Raw genomic sequence first — 16,132 nt, 5'->3', positions numbered from 1 at the left:
TATAGGGTGGGTATCTATAACTAACTCGCCCTTTTTTACTAGAGTTTTCAACAAATGACCAGATTCATTCATGACCAATTTGCCAAAGACTACCTCGAACAATTACTAACTCCTTACGGTGAAGTTCAAGCATCAAAGCGAGTTGCAGGATAAGTTAGACAAATTGACGTTTATTTCATTCCCAACCCACAACCAAGCACTATTCCGAAGACACTAGGTTTATTAGGTCAGTTTGTCACTACTCCATCATTATTTGAGCCTTTTCGTAACGCTGCATCCGCTACAGAAATTTGCGACTGTCTCTTAAAATTATTAGAAGTACGCGGCGATTTACAACGACAAGCAAATCGAAATAACACTCGTATTCTCGAATCTGATTTACCAAAATTATGGATTTTTACGCCCACAGCATCAGCCCAAATATTATCAGGATTTGGTGCTAACCCAAAAGATGACTACTTGCCTGGAATACACTTCATGCCAGAATATTTGCGTACTGCTATAATCGCAATTCATTAGTTACCTTCTATTCCAGAAACTTTATGGTTAAGAATCATCGGTAGAGGAAACGTTCAAAAGCAAGCAATTGACGAATTAGAAGCACTTACTCCTGATAACCCTTTCCGCAAAGCGACGTTAGAATTGTTGTACAACTTACAACAAAACTTACAAGTTACTCAAAATCAAAACGAAGAAGACAGGGAATTGCTTATGCGATTAGCACCACTTTACCAACAAGACCGAGAACAAGCGATACAAGAAGGGGAACAACGAGGAATTCAGCAAGGAGAACGCTTGGTGGTGGAAAATTTGCTCAAAGTTCGCTTTGGTGAAATAGATAATCAGCTTCAAGCAATTATTGAACCTTTATTAGCGTTACCACCAGAAGAGTTTACGCGTTTATTGTTGCAGTTATCGCGTGAAGAATTAATTGATAGGTTTCGCTAGTATCAATTAATTTTGATTTTAGTTTGTTTTACTCACGAATGGTTATACACGAATCAAAAAAATCTTAGTTGATTAATTTTTTGTTTGTTGCAAAGTTAATTTAGTCAATCGCATATTATTTGATAATTGGGGAAAATTTAAACTATTTTCCCCTTTTTGTTTCATTTAATTTTTACTTCACGATAGAATTTAAAGCGAACACATCAATACAGTATGATAAAAATCGGTTGTTAAATTTTTCAACAACTCAAGACTTTATTTTATAGGTTTGCATAAATGGACTTTTTAACGGTTCTAGGATTAGCAGCAGCTACATTAACTACGATCGCCTTTTTACCACAGATGTTTAAAACTTGGCAAACCAAATCAGCAAAAGACGTTTCTTTTGTGATGTTGGTTACATTTAACAGCGGTGTTTTTTTGTGGTTAATATATGGAATTTATCTCCAAGCCTTACCAATTATTCTCGCTAACAGCGTTACATTGTTTTTTAATTTGATAATTCTATGGCTTAAAATTAAATATAGGTAAAGTAAATTCTCTTCCGCTTGCTACAGTTGGCTTTGCCGTGTAGGCGCGATTTTTAAGAAACTAAATTAGTTATAAAAAACCCGTGACATCATCTGTATTCGACTTAGAACGCCTTTTATTTACACCCACTACTCCAAACACCAACGCCATACCCCTAATCTTCGCCTTTCCTAATGAATACAGCGTTGGTATCACTAGCCTTGGCTATCAGGTAGTTTGGGCGACTTTGGCAATGCGTGATGATGTGCAAGTAAGTCGCCTATTTACTGATACTCAGGAACAACTACCCAGAAATCCCGAAATTATCGGATTTTCTATTTCTTGGGAATTGGATTATGTAAATATTCTCAATTTGCTGGAATCTTTAAAAATCCCCATTTTAGCAACTTCTCGCGATGATTCTCATCCAATAATATTTGGCGGCGGCCCAGTTCTCACCGCTAACCCAGAACCGTTTGCAGATTTTTTTGATGTCATTCTATTGGGGGATGGCGAAAATTTACTGGGGAATTTGATTGAAGCTTACAAAGAAGTTAGAACTGCTTCTAGACAAACTCAACTCCAAAGATTGGCACAAGTACCAGGTATTTATGTTCCCAGTTTATATGAGGTGGAATATCACACAAAAGATGGTGCAATAAAGTCTATTCAACCAATTTCTCCCGAAATTCCCGCAGTAGTGCAAAAACAAACTTATCGAGGAAATACTCTATCAGCCTCGACTGTAGTCACCGAAAAAGCCGCTTGGGAAAATATTTATATGGTGGAAGTGGTAAGAAGCTGTCCAGAAATGTGCCGTTTTTGTTTGGCAAGTTATCTGACATTACCTTTTAGAACTGCAAGTCTGGAAGGTTCATTAATTCCAGCCATTGAAAAAGGTTTACAAGTTACAAATCGGCTGGGATTATTGGGGGCTTCTGTAACTCAACATCCAGAATTTGAAGAGTTACTAAATTATATTAGTCAGCCAAAGTATGATGATGTTCGTCTGAGTATTGCCTCAGTACGAACCAATACCGTAACAGTCCAGTTAGCAAAAACTTTGGCACAACGAGACACGCGATCGCTTACCATTGCTGTAGAAAGTGGTTCCGAAAAAATTCGCCAAATAGTCAACAAAAAGCTGCATAACGATGAAATTATCCAAGCAGCCATCAATGCCAAAGCCGGTGGACTTACAGGTTTGAAACTCTACGGAATGGCGGGAATTCCTGGCGAAGAAGCAGAAGATTTAGAACAAACCGTAGCCATGATGCATAGTATCAAAAAAGCTGCACCAGGATTGCGGTTAACATTTGGATGTAGCACTTTTGTACCCAAAGCACATACACCATTTCAATGGTTGGGAGTCAATCGGCAAGCAGAAAAACGCTTGCAATTTTTACAAAAACAGCTAAAACCAAAGGGGATAGAATTTCGCCCAGAAAGCTATAATTGGTCGATTATACAGGCTTTGTTATCAAGGGGCGATCGCAGGCTCTCCCAACTTCTGCAACTAACTCGTAACTTTGGCGATTCCTTGGGTAGCTACAAACGTGCCTTCAAAGAACTCAAAGGACAAATCCCCGACTTAGATTTTTACGTCCACGCCGATTGGTCAACAGAGCAAATATTACCGTGGAGCCACTTGCAAGGGCCTCTGCCACAGTCTACACTACTAAAGCATTTGGCTGATGCTAAAAGTTATTTCAACTAATTTAAAAAGGAAGATGGGGGGATGAGCAGATAAGTGAGATGAGGGAGCAGAGGGATAATTCCTAACCCCTAACCCCTAACTCCCAACTCCCAACTCCCAACTCCTAACTCCTAACTCCTAACTTCCAATGCCCAAAAATTACACCTGAGAACTTGATGCAAACCACAGCTGAGTATTACTGCGCTTATTGCGGCGAACCAAACTTAACTTTTATTGATTTGAGTGCTGGGGGACAACAATCCTATGTAGAAGATTGTCAAGTTTGCTGTAACCCAAATATTTTGTATGTCCGGGTTGACGAAGACACCCTAGATATCGAGATTGATACCGAATCTGAAAGTTGAATTTTAAGTTTTTCTTTCCATGCAGCACTTTAAACATTCCTCAGTCATCAATGCGCCGCCAGAAGTAGTTTGGAAATTTCACGAAAGGCCAGACATTTTAAAACTGCTAACTCCGCCTTGGCAGCCAGTCCAAGTAGTTCGCCGTGATGGAGGGCTTGATGTAGGTGCTATTACAGAATTTCGCTTGTTTCTCGGCCCGGTACCCTTAACTTGGCTAGCGCGTCATACCGAACACCAAAAATATCGCTTGTTCACTGACGAACAGATATCTGGCCCTTTTGAGTCTTGGGTACATCGACACGAATTTGAACCAGAAGATGCTAGTAAAACCAGGCTGACTGATGCTATTTCCTTTTCAATGCCTGGTGGAGAAGCAGTTGAATTCATCAGCGGTTGGTTAGTGCAAGCACAACTAGAAGCAATGTTTCGCTATCGCCACTACATTACTAAACGAGAATGTGAGTCACAGTAGCACAATGTTTGGAAAAATTAGCCATTGCTAAACTTAGGGATGAAAATTGCCTTTAGGTGTTTCCACTTTCTGATACCAATTTGAAGAAAGAATGCGATAGATAGCTAAGGGTATAACAATAGACTTCTTGCAGAAGTCGGGAAAAGGGGAAGGGGAAAGGGGGAAAGGTTTGGTATTTTCCCTTTCCCCAATAAAGATGCATCCCTTTTTCCACAAGAGTGCAAAAAGCAATTGATTGCAAGAGGTCTAATGTTGTGCCCTTACGAATAATTGATGTATCCCAAATATTATTTGAATAGTATGTTGCGGCTTGGATCGAGTTTTATTTGCAGGGTATTTCAAGTAAATGAATTACATAGGTAGGGGTACAAGATGTTGTGCCCCTACAATTATCTGTAGCTCGCTAAGTTGCAATTTGCTGTATCAATTGATTGTTAAAAAATCTGTATTTAATAGATTAATAAAAACTATTATTTAATTTTGTTAGACAAATATTTCGTGAATTTGCTTAAATCTCATTCTTTAGACTTGTTTCTACTTTGAAACTAAAGACAGATAGCGGTTAATGCATCGGTAAGTACCATGAAGAATGTAATTAGTTACTTAAGGAAAATTAACAATGGCACTTTATCTGGCTATGCATACAATGGCAAAAACCGCAATGTAGGTGAGCTTGGATTAGCTGCTTAATCTGAACTTTGGAATGGTCGTTTAGTGGCGATCGCTTTTCTGGCTTACCTAATTTCGGATATCAACGGATACAGCATAGTCTAAGACGTACCGCATCTAATTTCCGATACTCTTGGGTAAATCTCGACTGTTTACAAAATACAAAACGATCGGTAGGAGTGATTAAAAATACTAGAAAACTAGCTGCATTACTTATCTACCTAGCCTTCCAAGCAAAAACAGTTTTTGGTATGGGTTTATCTATGTAATAATATTTAATGTATCTTAATATTTTGCAATCATTTTAAAGTGTTAGCACTGTCCAGTCCAAAACACTGACCGCTAATAGAATTTTCTGGCTGGTGGTTAGTGCTTTTTGTCATGACTATATTTGAGGAATTTTTACCTAAATGCTAGGCGGAGTAAAAGCGTGATCCAGTTAGAACAATCACTTAATCATCAAACAAGACTAACCCCATTATTAAAAAATGAATCTACTTTTAGGGGATTTTTCATTGCTATTTTCATTATTAGCCTATGGGCTATAAGTTTAGTTTCTTTACTCTTAGTTGATATCTCTCAACTAAAATTTTGGATGCTATGTGCTTTAATACCTTGGCAAACATTTTTATATACTGGTTTATTTATTACATCTCATGATGCTATGCATGGTGTAGTGTTTCCTCAAAATCCTAAAATTAATCATTTAGTTGGAAGATTGAGCTTAGCTTTTTATGGGCTTTTACCATATGACAAACTATTGGCAAAACATTGGTCGCATCACCGTCATCCTGCAACTCACGCAGACCCAGATTTCCATGATGGAAAACGCAAAACCTTCTTTGCTTGGTATTTCCACTTTATGATAAATTACTGGAGTTGGGGACAAATAATTGCCATAACTCTAAGCTATCAATTTGCCAATCTTATACTCCACATTCCCCATAAAAATTTAATTTTATTTTGGGTTGTTCCCTCGCTATTAAGCTCATTGCAATTATTTTATTTTGGTACTTTTATACCCCATAGCGAACCAATCAGGGGTTACGTTCAACCACATTGTGCCCAAACTATCGACTGTCCAGTTTGGTTATCATTTCTTACCTGTTATCATTTCGGCTATCACAAAGAACATCACGAAAATCCTCATCTTCCTTGGTGGCGATTACCAGAAATGTATAAAAAAGCGTAAGACGTTAACTGTTGACGGTTAACAGTCATGAGCGAACAATCAAAATTAAATTTCATCGCTTTTGAGACTGGGATAAGCTTATACCATTCCCCGTTCTAGTGAGGTACAAAGTAGGGGCCCAAAGCTTTGCGCCCTTACAAATTTCTACACCTCATTTGATTGGCAAACGCTATATTGTTATCTAGTGGTAAATTAAGCTAAAACGAAATACACCTGATAATAATTCGCTTTCCAGTTGTTGAATTACCTTTAATGTTAATCAATAATTCTCGTGTCGTTACCTATAGTCCTGCTTATACAATTGTTCCTACTTACGAGTGCTTTAATCGCTGTAGCTACTGCAATTTTCGCACTGAACCAGGTAAAAGCCCTTGGATAAGTATTTCAGATGCAGCAAGTATTTTAAAATCACTTCAAAGTGAAAAAGTTTGTGAAATTCTCATCCTTAGCGGTGAAGTGCATCCCCATTCGCCAAAGCGTCAGGCGTGGTTTCGGCGGATTTATGATTTGTGTGAATTAGCACTTTCAATGGGATTTTTACCACATACCAATGCAGGGCCTTTGAGTTTTGCAGAGATGGAAATGCTCAAGCGTGTAAATGTTTCAATGGGGCTGATGCTGGAACAATTAACCCCGACATTATTAAATAGCGTACATCGACACGCACCGAGTAAGTTACCAGAAGTAAGGCTGCAACAATTAGAATGGGCTGGAGAATTACAGATTCCTTTTACAACAGGATTACTTTTAGGAATTGGGGAAACTGCTGATGATTCGTGGGAAACATTAGCAGCAATATCTCAATTACATCAGCGTTACTATCACATCCAAGAAGTAATTTTACAACCTCATAGTCCAGGACTTCAGCAGAGTTTTAATGCGCCGCCTTTCAACCCCCATCAATTACCAGAAGTAATTGCTAAAGCACGTGAAATTTTACCGACGGATATTGCAATTCAAATTCCGCCAAATTTAGTTAATGATGAACGATGGTTGCTTGCTTGCGTCGAAGCTGGTGCGCGAGACTTAGGGGGAATTAGCCCGAAAGATGAAGTTAATCCTGATTATCCTCATCTTCAAAAGCAGGTATTAAGAGAAATTTTACAACCTGCGGGATGGGAATTGATTGAGCGCTTACCAGTTTATTCGCAATTTGATGGATGGTTATCCCAGGAGTTGCAAACCTCAGTCAAATCATGGCGAAATACTTTTAAATCTGGTTGTGAAGTTTGAAAAATTTTCGTTATGCTGCGATAATTTCTTGGACTAAAACATAAGGCTGGACAATGAGAGTATTAAATCGCTTCGTAACATCAGTATTCCATTCTCCCAGCTGTGCTGTAGTAGGTTTGGTAATCAATTTTTCATTAATCCATTGTTCCACTGATGGAGTATTATCATTTGCGATCGCTACCCCAACATCCACTAAGTTTAACTCAAGCGCTACCAAAATTACTGCATCTCGCTGCACATGAGGAATTAACCACTCCCACTCTGCTTGGTCTAAGTTTTCTGTTAATTCTGCTCTTAAATCAGACATTATTCTTCAATTTCTTTTTATATAGCCATTCTTATATTATTCACTAGTTCGTACTTTATGACAAATCACTAATGACTAAACTTCAGATTTCATTTCTTCTATCTCAAACAAAGACACAATTACTCCAGCTATAGGAATAGAGATAAAAACACCCAATAATCCTGCTACTCTAGCGCCTACTAACAAAGCAAAAAATACTACTACAGGATTAAGATTTAACGCACCTTGCATAATTCTTGGTGCAATCAAGTTGTCTTGTATCTGCTGAAGAACAATACAAGTTATCAATACTCTCAATGCTAGCCAAAAACCTTGAGATAATACAACCAAAGTTACGATGCTGATTCCTAATGTTGCACCTATGCCAGGAATGATATCAACAATACCAACAATTACTGATAATAGTAGGGCAAAAGGTACTTGTAATATTAAGAAAATTAAGAAAGTTGAACTGGTGAGAAATAAGCTTAATAAAAACTGACCTCTAAAAAATCCCAGGAAGGCGCGTCTGATGACCTTAGTAAATCTCTCACGGCGTTGTTTTGGTATTATTTTTAATATAAAATTCCATAGTTTGTCCCCGTCTAACAACATAAAAAAAGCTACGACTGCAATTAAGATAAAAGTCACAAAATTAGTCAAGAAACCTTGTAATATAGCTAAGCTAGTCACAATACTTGTTATAGCTTGATTGCGTAATTGTTCTTGAACAAAACTTAAATCTATATTCAAATTGCGACTGCGTAAAAAGTTTTCTAAATTGTCTAAAAGGGGTAACAAAGAATTTAAAAATCCAGTTATACTATCAATTAATTGTTGCCCTTGGGATAAAATCGTTAAACCTACGGTAATTATCAGACCGCCGATAATTACAATACTGAGCAAAAAAACCACAGCAACTGCTACACCGTGGGGCAAAAAACGCCGCAGCCATTGTACGGGATAGCTGAGCAAAAAAGCCAAAATAGCGGCAAATGTGAAAATAACTATGACTGTTTCAAAGTAAGCTAAAAGCTGTACAATTGCCCATCCAGAAGCAATTAAGAGTAAAAAGCGGACTAACGCCAGATTATTTAATCGTTGCCAGAAATTTTTGGCTTCAAAGCCGCTCATATTAATTTTGGATTTTAGATTTTGGATTATTGAAGTCTTTAGGAAAAACTGTTACTGGAATTTCAAGGAAGACGACTGATACAATCGAATTTCAGATTATAGGAATGTAATAGCGATCGCTACCCCCCTAAAGTAGATATTTCGACTTCTCTAACTCATCTTCCTAAATCATGCATTTGATTAATTACAGCGGTACACTTTTGTGCCAAAGCCTCCAATTCTTCTTTATTGCTAGAACTGGGAGCATCAATTAAGTTGCCAATTCTCACAGTTACGGGAACTGCGCGGGGTATTTTCGAGCCTTTTTCTAAAATTGCCTCGGTACCCCAAACACTTACGGGCAATATTGGCGCTTTGGCTTTCGCCGCTAACAGTAGTGCGCCTCTTTTGGGGTCTGTAATTCGACCATCTGGAGTGCGAGTACCTTGCAAGAAAACACCAACGGCCCAACCATGATTCAAATATTCTAAAGCTGCACGGATAGCATTGCGATCGGCGCTTCCCCTACTCACTGGGTAAGCACCATACAATTTAATCGCTTGCGCCAAAACAGGGATATTAAATAATTCTTCCTTCGCCATATACGCCACTGGACGGCGTACACAATTAGAGACAATTGGCGGGTCAAAGTAACTGGCATGGTTACTCACCACCACCAATGACCCCGATCGCGGCACATTTTCCGCACCATAAATCTTACCCCGAAAGTAAGCGTGAAGCATGGGGCTGACGACTGACCATTTAAAGGCGTGGTAAAGTGCCAGACTAATAAACGGTTCGCGGTTTGTGTCCACAGAAAGTAATGCCAATTAAACTGACATTTAGCATAAGCGATCGCAAGGCCCAAGGCAAACGCAAAAAAGTTATCGGTTTTTCTGATTAAAGATATCGATCTTAAAATTTCTCCGCGTCCCCGCGTCTTTATGTAAGAGCGTCAATCCTAATGATAAATCTTAACAGGACATGATATTACGTGTCAGTCTTTGAGACGCGATTTATCGCGTCTCTACATGAGGGGTTTGGAGCTTATCAATCCTTCTCTACAAAAATCAAACGTATTTAAACTCAGGATTGTCGAATAGCTGCTGTAGCTCGCTCGGAAGGATACATTTTAGTGACAGCAAATGTGGCTGATTTTGGAAAAATAGAGAATATTCAAATAGAAGATTGGACACAGTAAAAAATTTCAGGTTGCCGTCACGCACCTTTAAGCGATCGCTGCAAATAAAGAATGGTGCGTTACGCTTTGCTAACAGCATCCTACAAGATTTGCAATTGTGTACCTCTTATTTTATTTAATTAAAGGTTTAAACATCAACCATTTCTCTTAATCATCAACAAATTGCTCTAACAAGGTATCAATACTAGCATTACTATCCAGGAAGGAAAATAAATGCCAATACTGAAGTTTCCCTTCTTTATCTAATACAAACTGTGCTGGCAAAGGCGCTCCCAAAGCTTGCCCTACATTATAGGTACGAAACACTCGGCAAGTAGGATCGCTAAGTAACGGCATTTGCAATCCTAAATCTCTTACAACTATTTGACTCTGCCGTTCATCAGTGCTAGTAATCATCAAAACTTCGATTCCACGATTTTTGAATTGTTCGTAATTCTCATTTAAAGCTTTGATGTGAGGAAAACAAAAAGGGCAATATTGCTTTTCAGTAAAAATGCGAGTAAAGGCAAGTAAAACTGGTTGCTTACCTCTGTAATCAGACAATTTTACTAAAGTTCCGTTGGTGATATCCGGCAACTGAAAATCTGGCGTTCCTACTCCTAATCTAAGTTGATTTGTAGCTGGAACTGGTAAAAAGTTGCGAAAGAATCGCTCATTAAATAATCCACTAAAATCAGTTGAACTCAGCATATTTATATTTTTAGATTATTTAAACAAATTGGGCATTGTGCATCGGGCATTGGGCAAGCAGGAAGTTTGGGAGGAGTGGGAGGTGTGGGAGGTGTGGGAGGGGTGGGAGGTGTGGGAGGTGTGGGAGGTGTGGGAGGTGTGGGAGGTGTGGGAGGTGTGGGAGGTGTGGGAGGTGTGGGAGGTGTGGGAGGTTGGTGAAGAAATCTTTCCCCCCTCTCTCCCCACACTCCCCACACTCCCCACACTCCCCCATCCCCCCTCTCTCCCTACACTCCCCACACTTCCCCATCCCCCTTTCCCCATGCCCCACTCCCCTTTCAATAACAAAACCACAGATAGATTCTTTGTTTATCTGTGGTTATTGTTCATTGCCGGATTAACTCCAGCATATCTAATCTAGACAGCAGAGAAGTAGACTTTGGACTTCACAGGGTCAGGATTCATTGTTTTATCACCAGGTTGCCAACCAGCTGGGCAAACTTCATCTGGGTGAGATTGAACGTACTGAATTGCTTGCAATGTCCGCAGGGTTTCATCAACGCTGCGGCCAAATGCTAAGTTGTTAATTGTGGCGTGCTGTATGATACCATCTTTGTCGATGATGAACAGACCACGCAAGGCAATGCCGGCTGCTGGGTCAAGCACGTTGTAAGCTGCGCTAATCTCTTTCTTGATGTCGGAGACTAGAGGATAATTCAGGTCGCCAACGCCACCAGACTTACGATCGGTTTGAATCCAAGCGAGGTGCGAGAATTCACTATCTACGGAAGCCCCAAGGATTTCCGTATTGATTTTCTTGAATTCTTCGTAGCGATCGCTAAATGCTGTAATTTCAGTAGGACAAACAAACGTAAAGTCTAGGGGGTAGAAAAACAGGACGACATACTTACCACGATAATCGGAAAGTTTGATTGTCTTAAATTCCTGATCTACCACAGCTGTTGCTGTGAAATCGGGAGCTTGCTGACCAACGCGGAGGCTTCCTTCTAATCCGTAAGTTAGAGACATTAACTTAATTCTCCTTTATCGGTTTACTAGCGTTGGAATTTGGGTCAGGTAAAACTCACCCATCCACGCTTCACAGTTTGATTACGATCTGTTACGACTATATCATACTCATAACGATTTTGAGTAGCAAATGTCTGATTTAGATACAAGAGAATGGTTACTTACCAATGGTCTAGGAAGTTATGCCAGTGGGACAGTTTCTGATATCCGCACGCGTACTTATCACGGTTGGTTGTTTGCCGCTAAAAATCCACCTTCTGAGCGTACTTTGCTGTTATCGCACCTCGAAGCTAGTTTGGAAGTATTAGGGGGCGTTATCGGACTGGGGACAAATATTTGGGGTAACGTTCAGATAGAGCGGGGCGGTTATGAGCTGTTGCGCTCTTTTGATATTAACCCAGTTCCAAAATGGATTTGGGGTGAAGATGACTGGCAATTAACCAGACAATTGGTGATGCCCTATGGCTTGGTAGGGACTGGGGAATGGGGAATAGGGAGTGGGGAGCAGGGGAGCAAGGGGGCAGGGGAGCAGGGGAGCAGGGGAGATGGGGGAGTGTGGGGGGAAAGATTCCTTCCCCATCCTCCCAATCCTCCCAATCCTCCCACACTTCCAGCTTGCCCAATGCCCAATGCCCCTGTCCAATTTTGCGATCGCATTTTAATCCACTATCGCTACGAGGGAAGCGAACAAGCTATTTTAAGGTTGCGACTGCTGATAGCAGAACGTGACTTTCACCAACAACAGGCTTTTAGCTCAGAATTACAGTTCTCGCAACTGCTAGGACAACAGCAAGTCTGCCTGCAAGCAAGAAAAGCTGAGCATTTTGGTATACCTTGGCACTTGCGCTGGACAAAAGGAAATTATCAACCTGATGCAGTTTGGTATTGGAATTATCGATTCTCTGAGGAGACAAAACGGGGATTAGGCGATCGCGAAGACCTGCACAGTCCCGGTTACTTGACAGTTACACTCCAACCAGGAGATGCAGTAACTCTGGAGGCACGGTTAGGTTTTCCTAACCCAATGCTGGGCGTTCTTACCCCCGAAACCTTTGCAGAAGCAGTGGAAGCAGAACAAGAAAGGCTCTCTCAGATTTTTGGATGGAATGGGGCATCGAGCATCGGGCATCGGGCATCGGGAATGGGGGATGGGGAGATGGAGGGATGGGGAGATGGGGAAGTGTGGGGAGAGAGGGGGGAAAGATTTCTTCACTATCCTCCCACACCTCCCACACCTCCCACACTTCCTGCTTGCCCAATGCCCCATGCCCCATCCCCAATTAAGCAACAACTACTCAAAGCCAGCGATCGGTTTATCGCCTATCGAGCCTCAATAGCAGGCCCAACAGTGATTGCTGGTTATCATTGGTTTAATGATTGGGCACGGGATACATTAATTGCCTTAACGGGATTGACCCTCGTTCCCCAGCGCTTTGAATTAGCAAAAGGAATATTGCGAGCTTTTGGGCATTACTGTCGTCACGGTTTGATTCCGAATGCCTTTCCTGAAGTCGATAGGGAAGCATTTTATAACAGTATCGATGCACCGCTTTGGTGGATTGAAGCTTTAGGGCTTTATTTGGAAGCTACACAAGACTGGGAATTTTTGGCAGAGCAGTTTTCTGTAGTGCAGCAAATTCATAAAGCCTTTGTCGGTGGCACACGCTATAATATCCAGGCTGATGCTACTGATAGACTAATTGGTTGGGATGCTCGTGGTGTAGCCCTGACTTGGATGGATGTGGTAATTGGGGCAAACCCTGTTACTCCTCGTCGTGGAAAGCCAGTAGAAATCAATGCGCTGTGGTATTCTGCTTTATGTTGGTTAAGTAAGTGGGCAGAACGCCTGAGCCAGCTTAAGTTTGGCGAACCAGTGCGTCTTGGTAAACAAGCACAGCGTTATGCTCAGCAAGCACAACAGGTAAAAAACTCCCTGCAAAAATTTTGGAATCCCCAGCTAGGTTATCTTTACGATACTATTGAGCCGGACGATCGCCGAAATTTTCAAATTCGTCCCAATGCTGTTTTGGCCCTGTCATTGCACCATTGTGGGTTTTCTCAACACCAAGGATGCCAGATACTAGATTTGGCAACTGCCAGCTTGCTGACTCCCTACGGTCTTCGCAGTCTCGACCCAGGAGACCCGGAGTACAAAGGGAAATATGAAGGGAACCAAGAGCAACGCGATCGCGCTTATCACCAAGGCAGTGTTTGGCCTTGGTTAATTGGCCCATATATTCGTGCTTGGCAACGTTTTTATCCAGAACAAACGCTGCCTTTTGATTGGCAACCCCTAATAGATCACTTTTTATTTGCCGCTTGTATCGGTTCTATTTCTGAAATATTTGATGGCGATCCACCTCATACACCCAGAGGAGCGATCGCTCAAGCTTGGTCAATTGCCGAAGTCATTCGCCATATCAAGTAGTGCCGAGTAGGGTTGAGCATTGGACGCAAGAGGCTCTAGAAGCAGAAGGCGATCGTAAACCGCACCGCTGCTGCTAGCGCCCTAGCTCATCAATGCAATCTCCTATGATTCTTTCTCTTAGCTACTATCTTCTGTTGCTACAAGCCGAAATCTTTGTAGTTACCATTATCTTGATAATTTTTAGAGTGGCTCAGGTCGGATTTGAACCAACGACCCCAGGCTTATGAGTCCCGTGCTCTAACCAACTGAGCTACTGAGCCGTGCTTTTTAGTCATTTACGAATATAACATACAAATTCACTCATGGCTAGCCTCTTTTGCGATTAGTTTTCCTGTTTTGAAAATAGGAATTGGGGATTGGTGACTAGGAAGAGAGTATTTTCATCTGCTGCTTGTGCGATTTATGACATCAGCATCTAGCTAAACAAAGAGTGTGAACAGGCGTTTACCATTGCATACCCTCCTATGTTCCCAAAAACCCCAGCCCTTTAGAACTGGGGTTATCTTACATCCCAAGCTTTAATCTTTCACCTTGGCTGACAAGATGCAGATATTACAGTGTAAATCAATTAGAGAGTTTATTAGATGGTAGTGAGAGCGATCGCTTTTTCTTCAACAAAATTCCTAGCAATCCTGCAATTGCTATCCCTCCAACAGTTGATGACTCAGGTACAGGTTTGACACTCACATTATCTAAATACAAAAATGCATATTTATCCAGATTCCCAAATTTTAATTCTGTGGATGATGAGTCTGCTGTGAAATTGAACTGATATAGAGTGTATGGTTGGAAAGAAATATTTTTGCCATCGAAAATCTTATTTCCACCGATAAATGCTTGGAACTGATTATCAAGATCTGGGGCTTCAGCTATAGATGCTAAATAGTAACTCAGTTCGTATTGCTGACCGGGTTGTGTAGAAAGGGTCTGTGATATGTAGCTCAAATCTACAAACCCACCAAGCGATAAACCTTGATTACCACTTTGAGGAAAATTACTAATTCTAGTTCCCGATGTATTGATGGGATCGCCAATTTTAGTCCATCCTGTAATATTGGGATTTGTAGTGTTGGGATTGTTAGGATCTACGAGGGGGTCGAGTTCAAATCCTCCATTGAAAACAATGTCCGTCGGATCTACAACATAGTTAGGATCGTATTGTGCTTGTGCTACTGGAATATAAGTTCCAGTCATTAGAATAGTACTAGCTAAGGTAGTAGTGGCACTAAAAACAATAGTCGATTTTTTAGTTAACTTCATCAAGCTTGACTCCGAATAATTCCAAATCGCAACAATTAAAACAAGTTGGTAGTTAGAGCAGGGAATAGGCACTAGGTAACAGACAACAGGCAAAGAACTCTCTTGGCGTAATGGTTTTACAATTAGTTGATGTGCTAAAGCATGTTTCAACTGCTATAAAATTAACGCTGGCTCTAAACAATGCTAATAAAACTGAACACTGAATTCTGGTTTATAAGACTTAGCTATAGATGTAGATTGCGATTCAGACATCCCAAGTAATTTTTCTCAATAAACCGGCGATCGCTAATTTCAATCAGATGAATTTTAGTGATATTCTCAACACTATAGAGCCAGATATCGTTTCGCATTTTAAGACAATGAGAGTTAGCTTGCGATCTGTGGTTTATTCACTCTCAGGATCGTCACACACAGAGTTTTCCCCTTGTTCTTCTATTGATTTGACGCTCACATCATCCAAATATAAAAATGCATACTTGACTCTGGAAGCAAACTTGATCTCGGTGGATGTTTCTTTCGCTTTAAAATAAAACGTGTATAGTGTGTAGGGTTGGTAAGAAGTATTCTTTTTCCAACAAACCCTGTGTCCACGTATAAAAGCCTTAAATTTATTATCCAAGTCAGGTACTTCTTCTGTAGATGCCAAATAGAAAGTAAGTCGGTAGTGTTGATTAACAACTGTAGGGATAGTCTGTGATATGTAGCTTAAGGCTGAAAATCCACCAAGCGATAAACCTTGTTTACCAGTGTTAGCAAAATTGTCAATTCTAGTGCCTGATGTATCTATCGGATCGCCAGTTTTAACCCATCCTGTAACATTAGGATTTGTAGCGTTTGCGTTATTAGGATCTACGAGTTGGTCGTCTTCAAATCCCCCGTTGGTAATCAGTTCTTGTCCTTCTGCTTGTGCTGCTGATTTATAAGTATTGGCAATCACAGCAGTATGAACGAGAGCAGCGGTCAAACTACAAACAATAATTGAGAGTTTTTTAGCGAACTTCACAAGACATAACTCCAAATGGTTCAAAATTCACGATGGCAAGTACTTGATTTACTTTGTG

16 protein-coding genes, 1 tRNA gene and 1 pseudogene are annotated in these 16,132 nt (G+C 40.6%); 10 read left to right on the top strand and 8 right to left on the bottom strand.

Translation table 11 applies throughout. The annotated features are described in order from the left end of the window. Window positions 1-54 precede the first annotated feature (54 nt). The 8 genes and pseudogenes from NSTC745_RS05560 to cofG all read left to right on the top strand — a co-directional run bounded on the left by NSTC745_RS05560 (window position 55) and on the right by cofG (window position 7,085). Window positions 55-948 (top strand): annotated as a pseudogene (locus NSTC745_RS05560) (hypothetical protein). Between the two features lie 276 nt (window positions 949-1,224). Further along, a complete protein-coding gene (locus NSTC745_RS05555) occupies window positions 1,225-1,479 on the top strand; it encodes a SemiSWEET transporter (RefSeq protein WP_096535777.1) in 255 nt (84 codons plus the stop codon). Window positions 1,480-1,561: 82 nt separating this feature from the next. Then, on the top strand, window positions 1,562-3,175 hold the full coding sequence (locus NSTC745_RS05550) for a B12-binding domain-containing radical SAM protein (RefSeq protein ID WP_445636252.1): 1,614 nt from the start codon (window positions 1,562-1,564) through the stop codon (window positions 3,173-3,175). 155 nt (window positions 3,176-3,330) lie between these two features. After that, a complete protein-coding gene (locus NSTC745_RS05545; protein WP_096535781.1) occupies window positions 3,331-3,519 on the top strand; it encodes a CPXCG motif-containing cysteine-rich protein in 189 nt (62 codons plus the stop codon). A 19-nt stretch (window positions 3,520-3,538) separates the two neighbouring features. Next, a complete protein-coding gene (locus NSTC745_RS05540) occupies window positions 3,539-3,991 on the top strand; it encodes an SRPBCC family protein (protein ID WP_445636251.1) in 453 nt (150 codons plus the stop codon). Between the two features lie 698 nt (window positions 3,992-4,689). Then, complete coding sequence (locus NSTC745_RS05535) at window positions 4,690-4,929, top strand: hypothetical protein (protein WP_445636250.1); 240 nt, start codon at window positions 4,690-4,692, stop codon at window positions 4,927-4,929. A 161-nt stretch (window positions 4,930-5,090) separates the two neighbouring features. Next, window positions 5,091-5,852 carry a beta-carotene ketolase CrtW gene (crtW, locus tag NSTC745_RS05530; protein WP_445636249.1) on the top strand — a complete coding sequence of 254 codons (762 nt, stop codon included), beginning with the start codon at window positions 5,091-5,093 and terminating at the stop codon, window positions 5,850-5,852. Between the two features lie 252 nt (window positions 5,853-6,104). Continuing rightward, window positions 6,105-7,085, top strand: a complete 981-nt coding sequence (gene cofG / locus NSTC745_RS05525) for a 7,8-didemethyl-8-hydroxy-5-deazariboflavin synthase subunit CofG (protein WP_445636248.1) — start codon at window positions 6,105-6,107, stop codon at window positions 7,083-7,085. 10 nt (window positions 7,086-7,095) lie between these two features. Here cofG and NSTC745_RS05520 read toward each other — a convergent pair whose 3' ends face one another. The 4 genes from NSTC745_RS05520 to NSTC745_RS05505 all read right to left on the bottom strand — a co-directional run bounded on the left by NSTC745_RS05520 (window position 7,096) and on the right by NSTC745_RS05505 (window position 10,375). Further along, a complete protein-coding gene (locus tag NSTC745_RS05520) occupies window positions 7,096-7,392 on the bottom strand; it encodes a DUF2288 domain-containing protein (RefSeq protein WP_445636247.1) in 297 nt (98 codons plus the stop codon). A 75-nt stretch (window positions 7,393-7,467) separates the two neighbouring features. Continuing rightward, window positions 7,468-8,505 (bottom strand): AI-2E family transporter, encoded by a 1,038-nt coding sequence (locus NSTC745_RS05515; protein WP_445636246.1) that lies wholly within the window; start codon window positions 8,503-8,505, stop codon window positions 7,468-7,470. A gap of 155 nt (window positions 8,506-8,660) precedes the next feature. Further along, on the bottom strand, window positions 8,661-9,299 hold the full coding sequence (locus NSTC745_RS05510) for a lysophospholipid acyltransferase family protein (RefSeq protein ID WP_096535797.1): 639 nt from the start codon (window positions 9,297-9,299) through the stop codon (window positions 8,661-8,663). A 533-nt stretch (window positions 9,300-9,832) separates the two neighbouring features. After that, window positions 9,833-10,375 (bottom strand): peroxiredoxin family protein, encoded by a 543-nt coding sequence (locus NSTC745_RS05505; protein WP_445636245.1) that lies wholly within the window; start codon window positions 10,373-10,375, stop codon window positions 9,833-9,835. Window positions 10,376-10,441: 66 nt separating this feature from the next. Here NSTC745_RS05505 and NSTC745_RS05500 point away from each other — a divergent pair, with 66 nt between their 5' ends. Further along, window positions 10,442-10,573 carry a hypothetical protein gene (locus tag NSTC745_RS05500; RefSeq protein ID WP_445636244.1) on the top strand — a complete coding sequence of 44 codons (132 nt, stop codon included), beginning with the start codon at window positions 10,442-10,444 and terminating at the stop codon, window positions 10,571-10,573. A gap of 198 nt (window positions 10,574-10,771) precedes the next feature. On the opposite strand, the gene NSTC745_RS05495 is transcribed toward NSTC745_RS05500, so the two are convergent. Continuing rightward, complete coding sequence (locus NSTC745_RS05495) at window positions 10,772-11,383, bottom strand: peroxiredoxin (protein WP_096535801.1); 612 nt, start codon at window positions 11,381-11,383, stop codon at window positions 10,772-10,774. Window positions 11,384-11,513: 130 nt separating this feature from the next. Between NSTC745_RS05495 and NSTC745_RS05490 the strand changes: the two genes are divergently transcribed. Next, window positions 11,514-13,811 (top strand): amylo-alpha-1,6-glucosidase, encoded by a 2,298-nt coding sequence (locus NSTC745_RS05490; RefSeq protein ID WP_445636243.1) that lies wholly within the window; start codon window positions 11,514-11,516, stop codon window positions 13,809-13,811. A gap of 186 nt (window positions 13,812-13,997) precedes the next feature. Here NSTC745_RS05490 and NSTC745_RS05485 read toward each other — a convergent pair. From NSTC745_RS05485 to NSTC745_RS05475, 3 genes are all read right to left on the bottom strand, one after another. Continuing rightward, window positions 13,998-14,071: transfer RNA gene (locus tag NSTC745_RS05485), tRNA-Met, on the bottom strand. Between the two features lie 304 nt (window positions 14,072-14,375). Next, on the bottom strand, window positions 14,376-15,071 hold the full coding sequence (locus NSTC745_RS05480) for a PEP-CTERM sorting domain-containing protein (RefSeq protein ID WP_445636242.1): 696 nt from the start codon (window positions 15,069-15,071) through the stop codon (window positions 14,376-14,378). A gap of 385 nt (window positions 15,072-15,456) precedes the next feature. Then, complete coding sequence (locus NSTC745_RS05475) at window positions 15,457-16,074, bottom strand: DUF642 domain-containing protein (RefSeq protein ID WP_445636241.1); 618 nt, start codon at window positions 16,072-16,074, stop codon at window positions 15,457-15,459. Window positions 16,075-16,132: the final 58 nt, after the last annotated feature.

The sequence above is a fragment of the Nostoc sp. DSM 114161 genome, from assembly GCF_052692665.1.
Note: the sequence above shows the minus strand (reverse complement) of the source record. Positions and strands in the feature narration are given on the sequence as shown.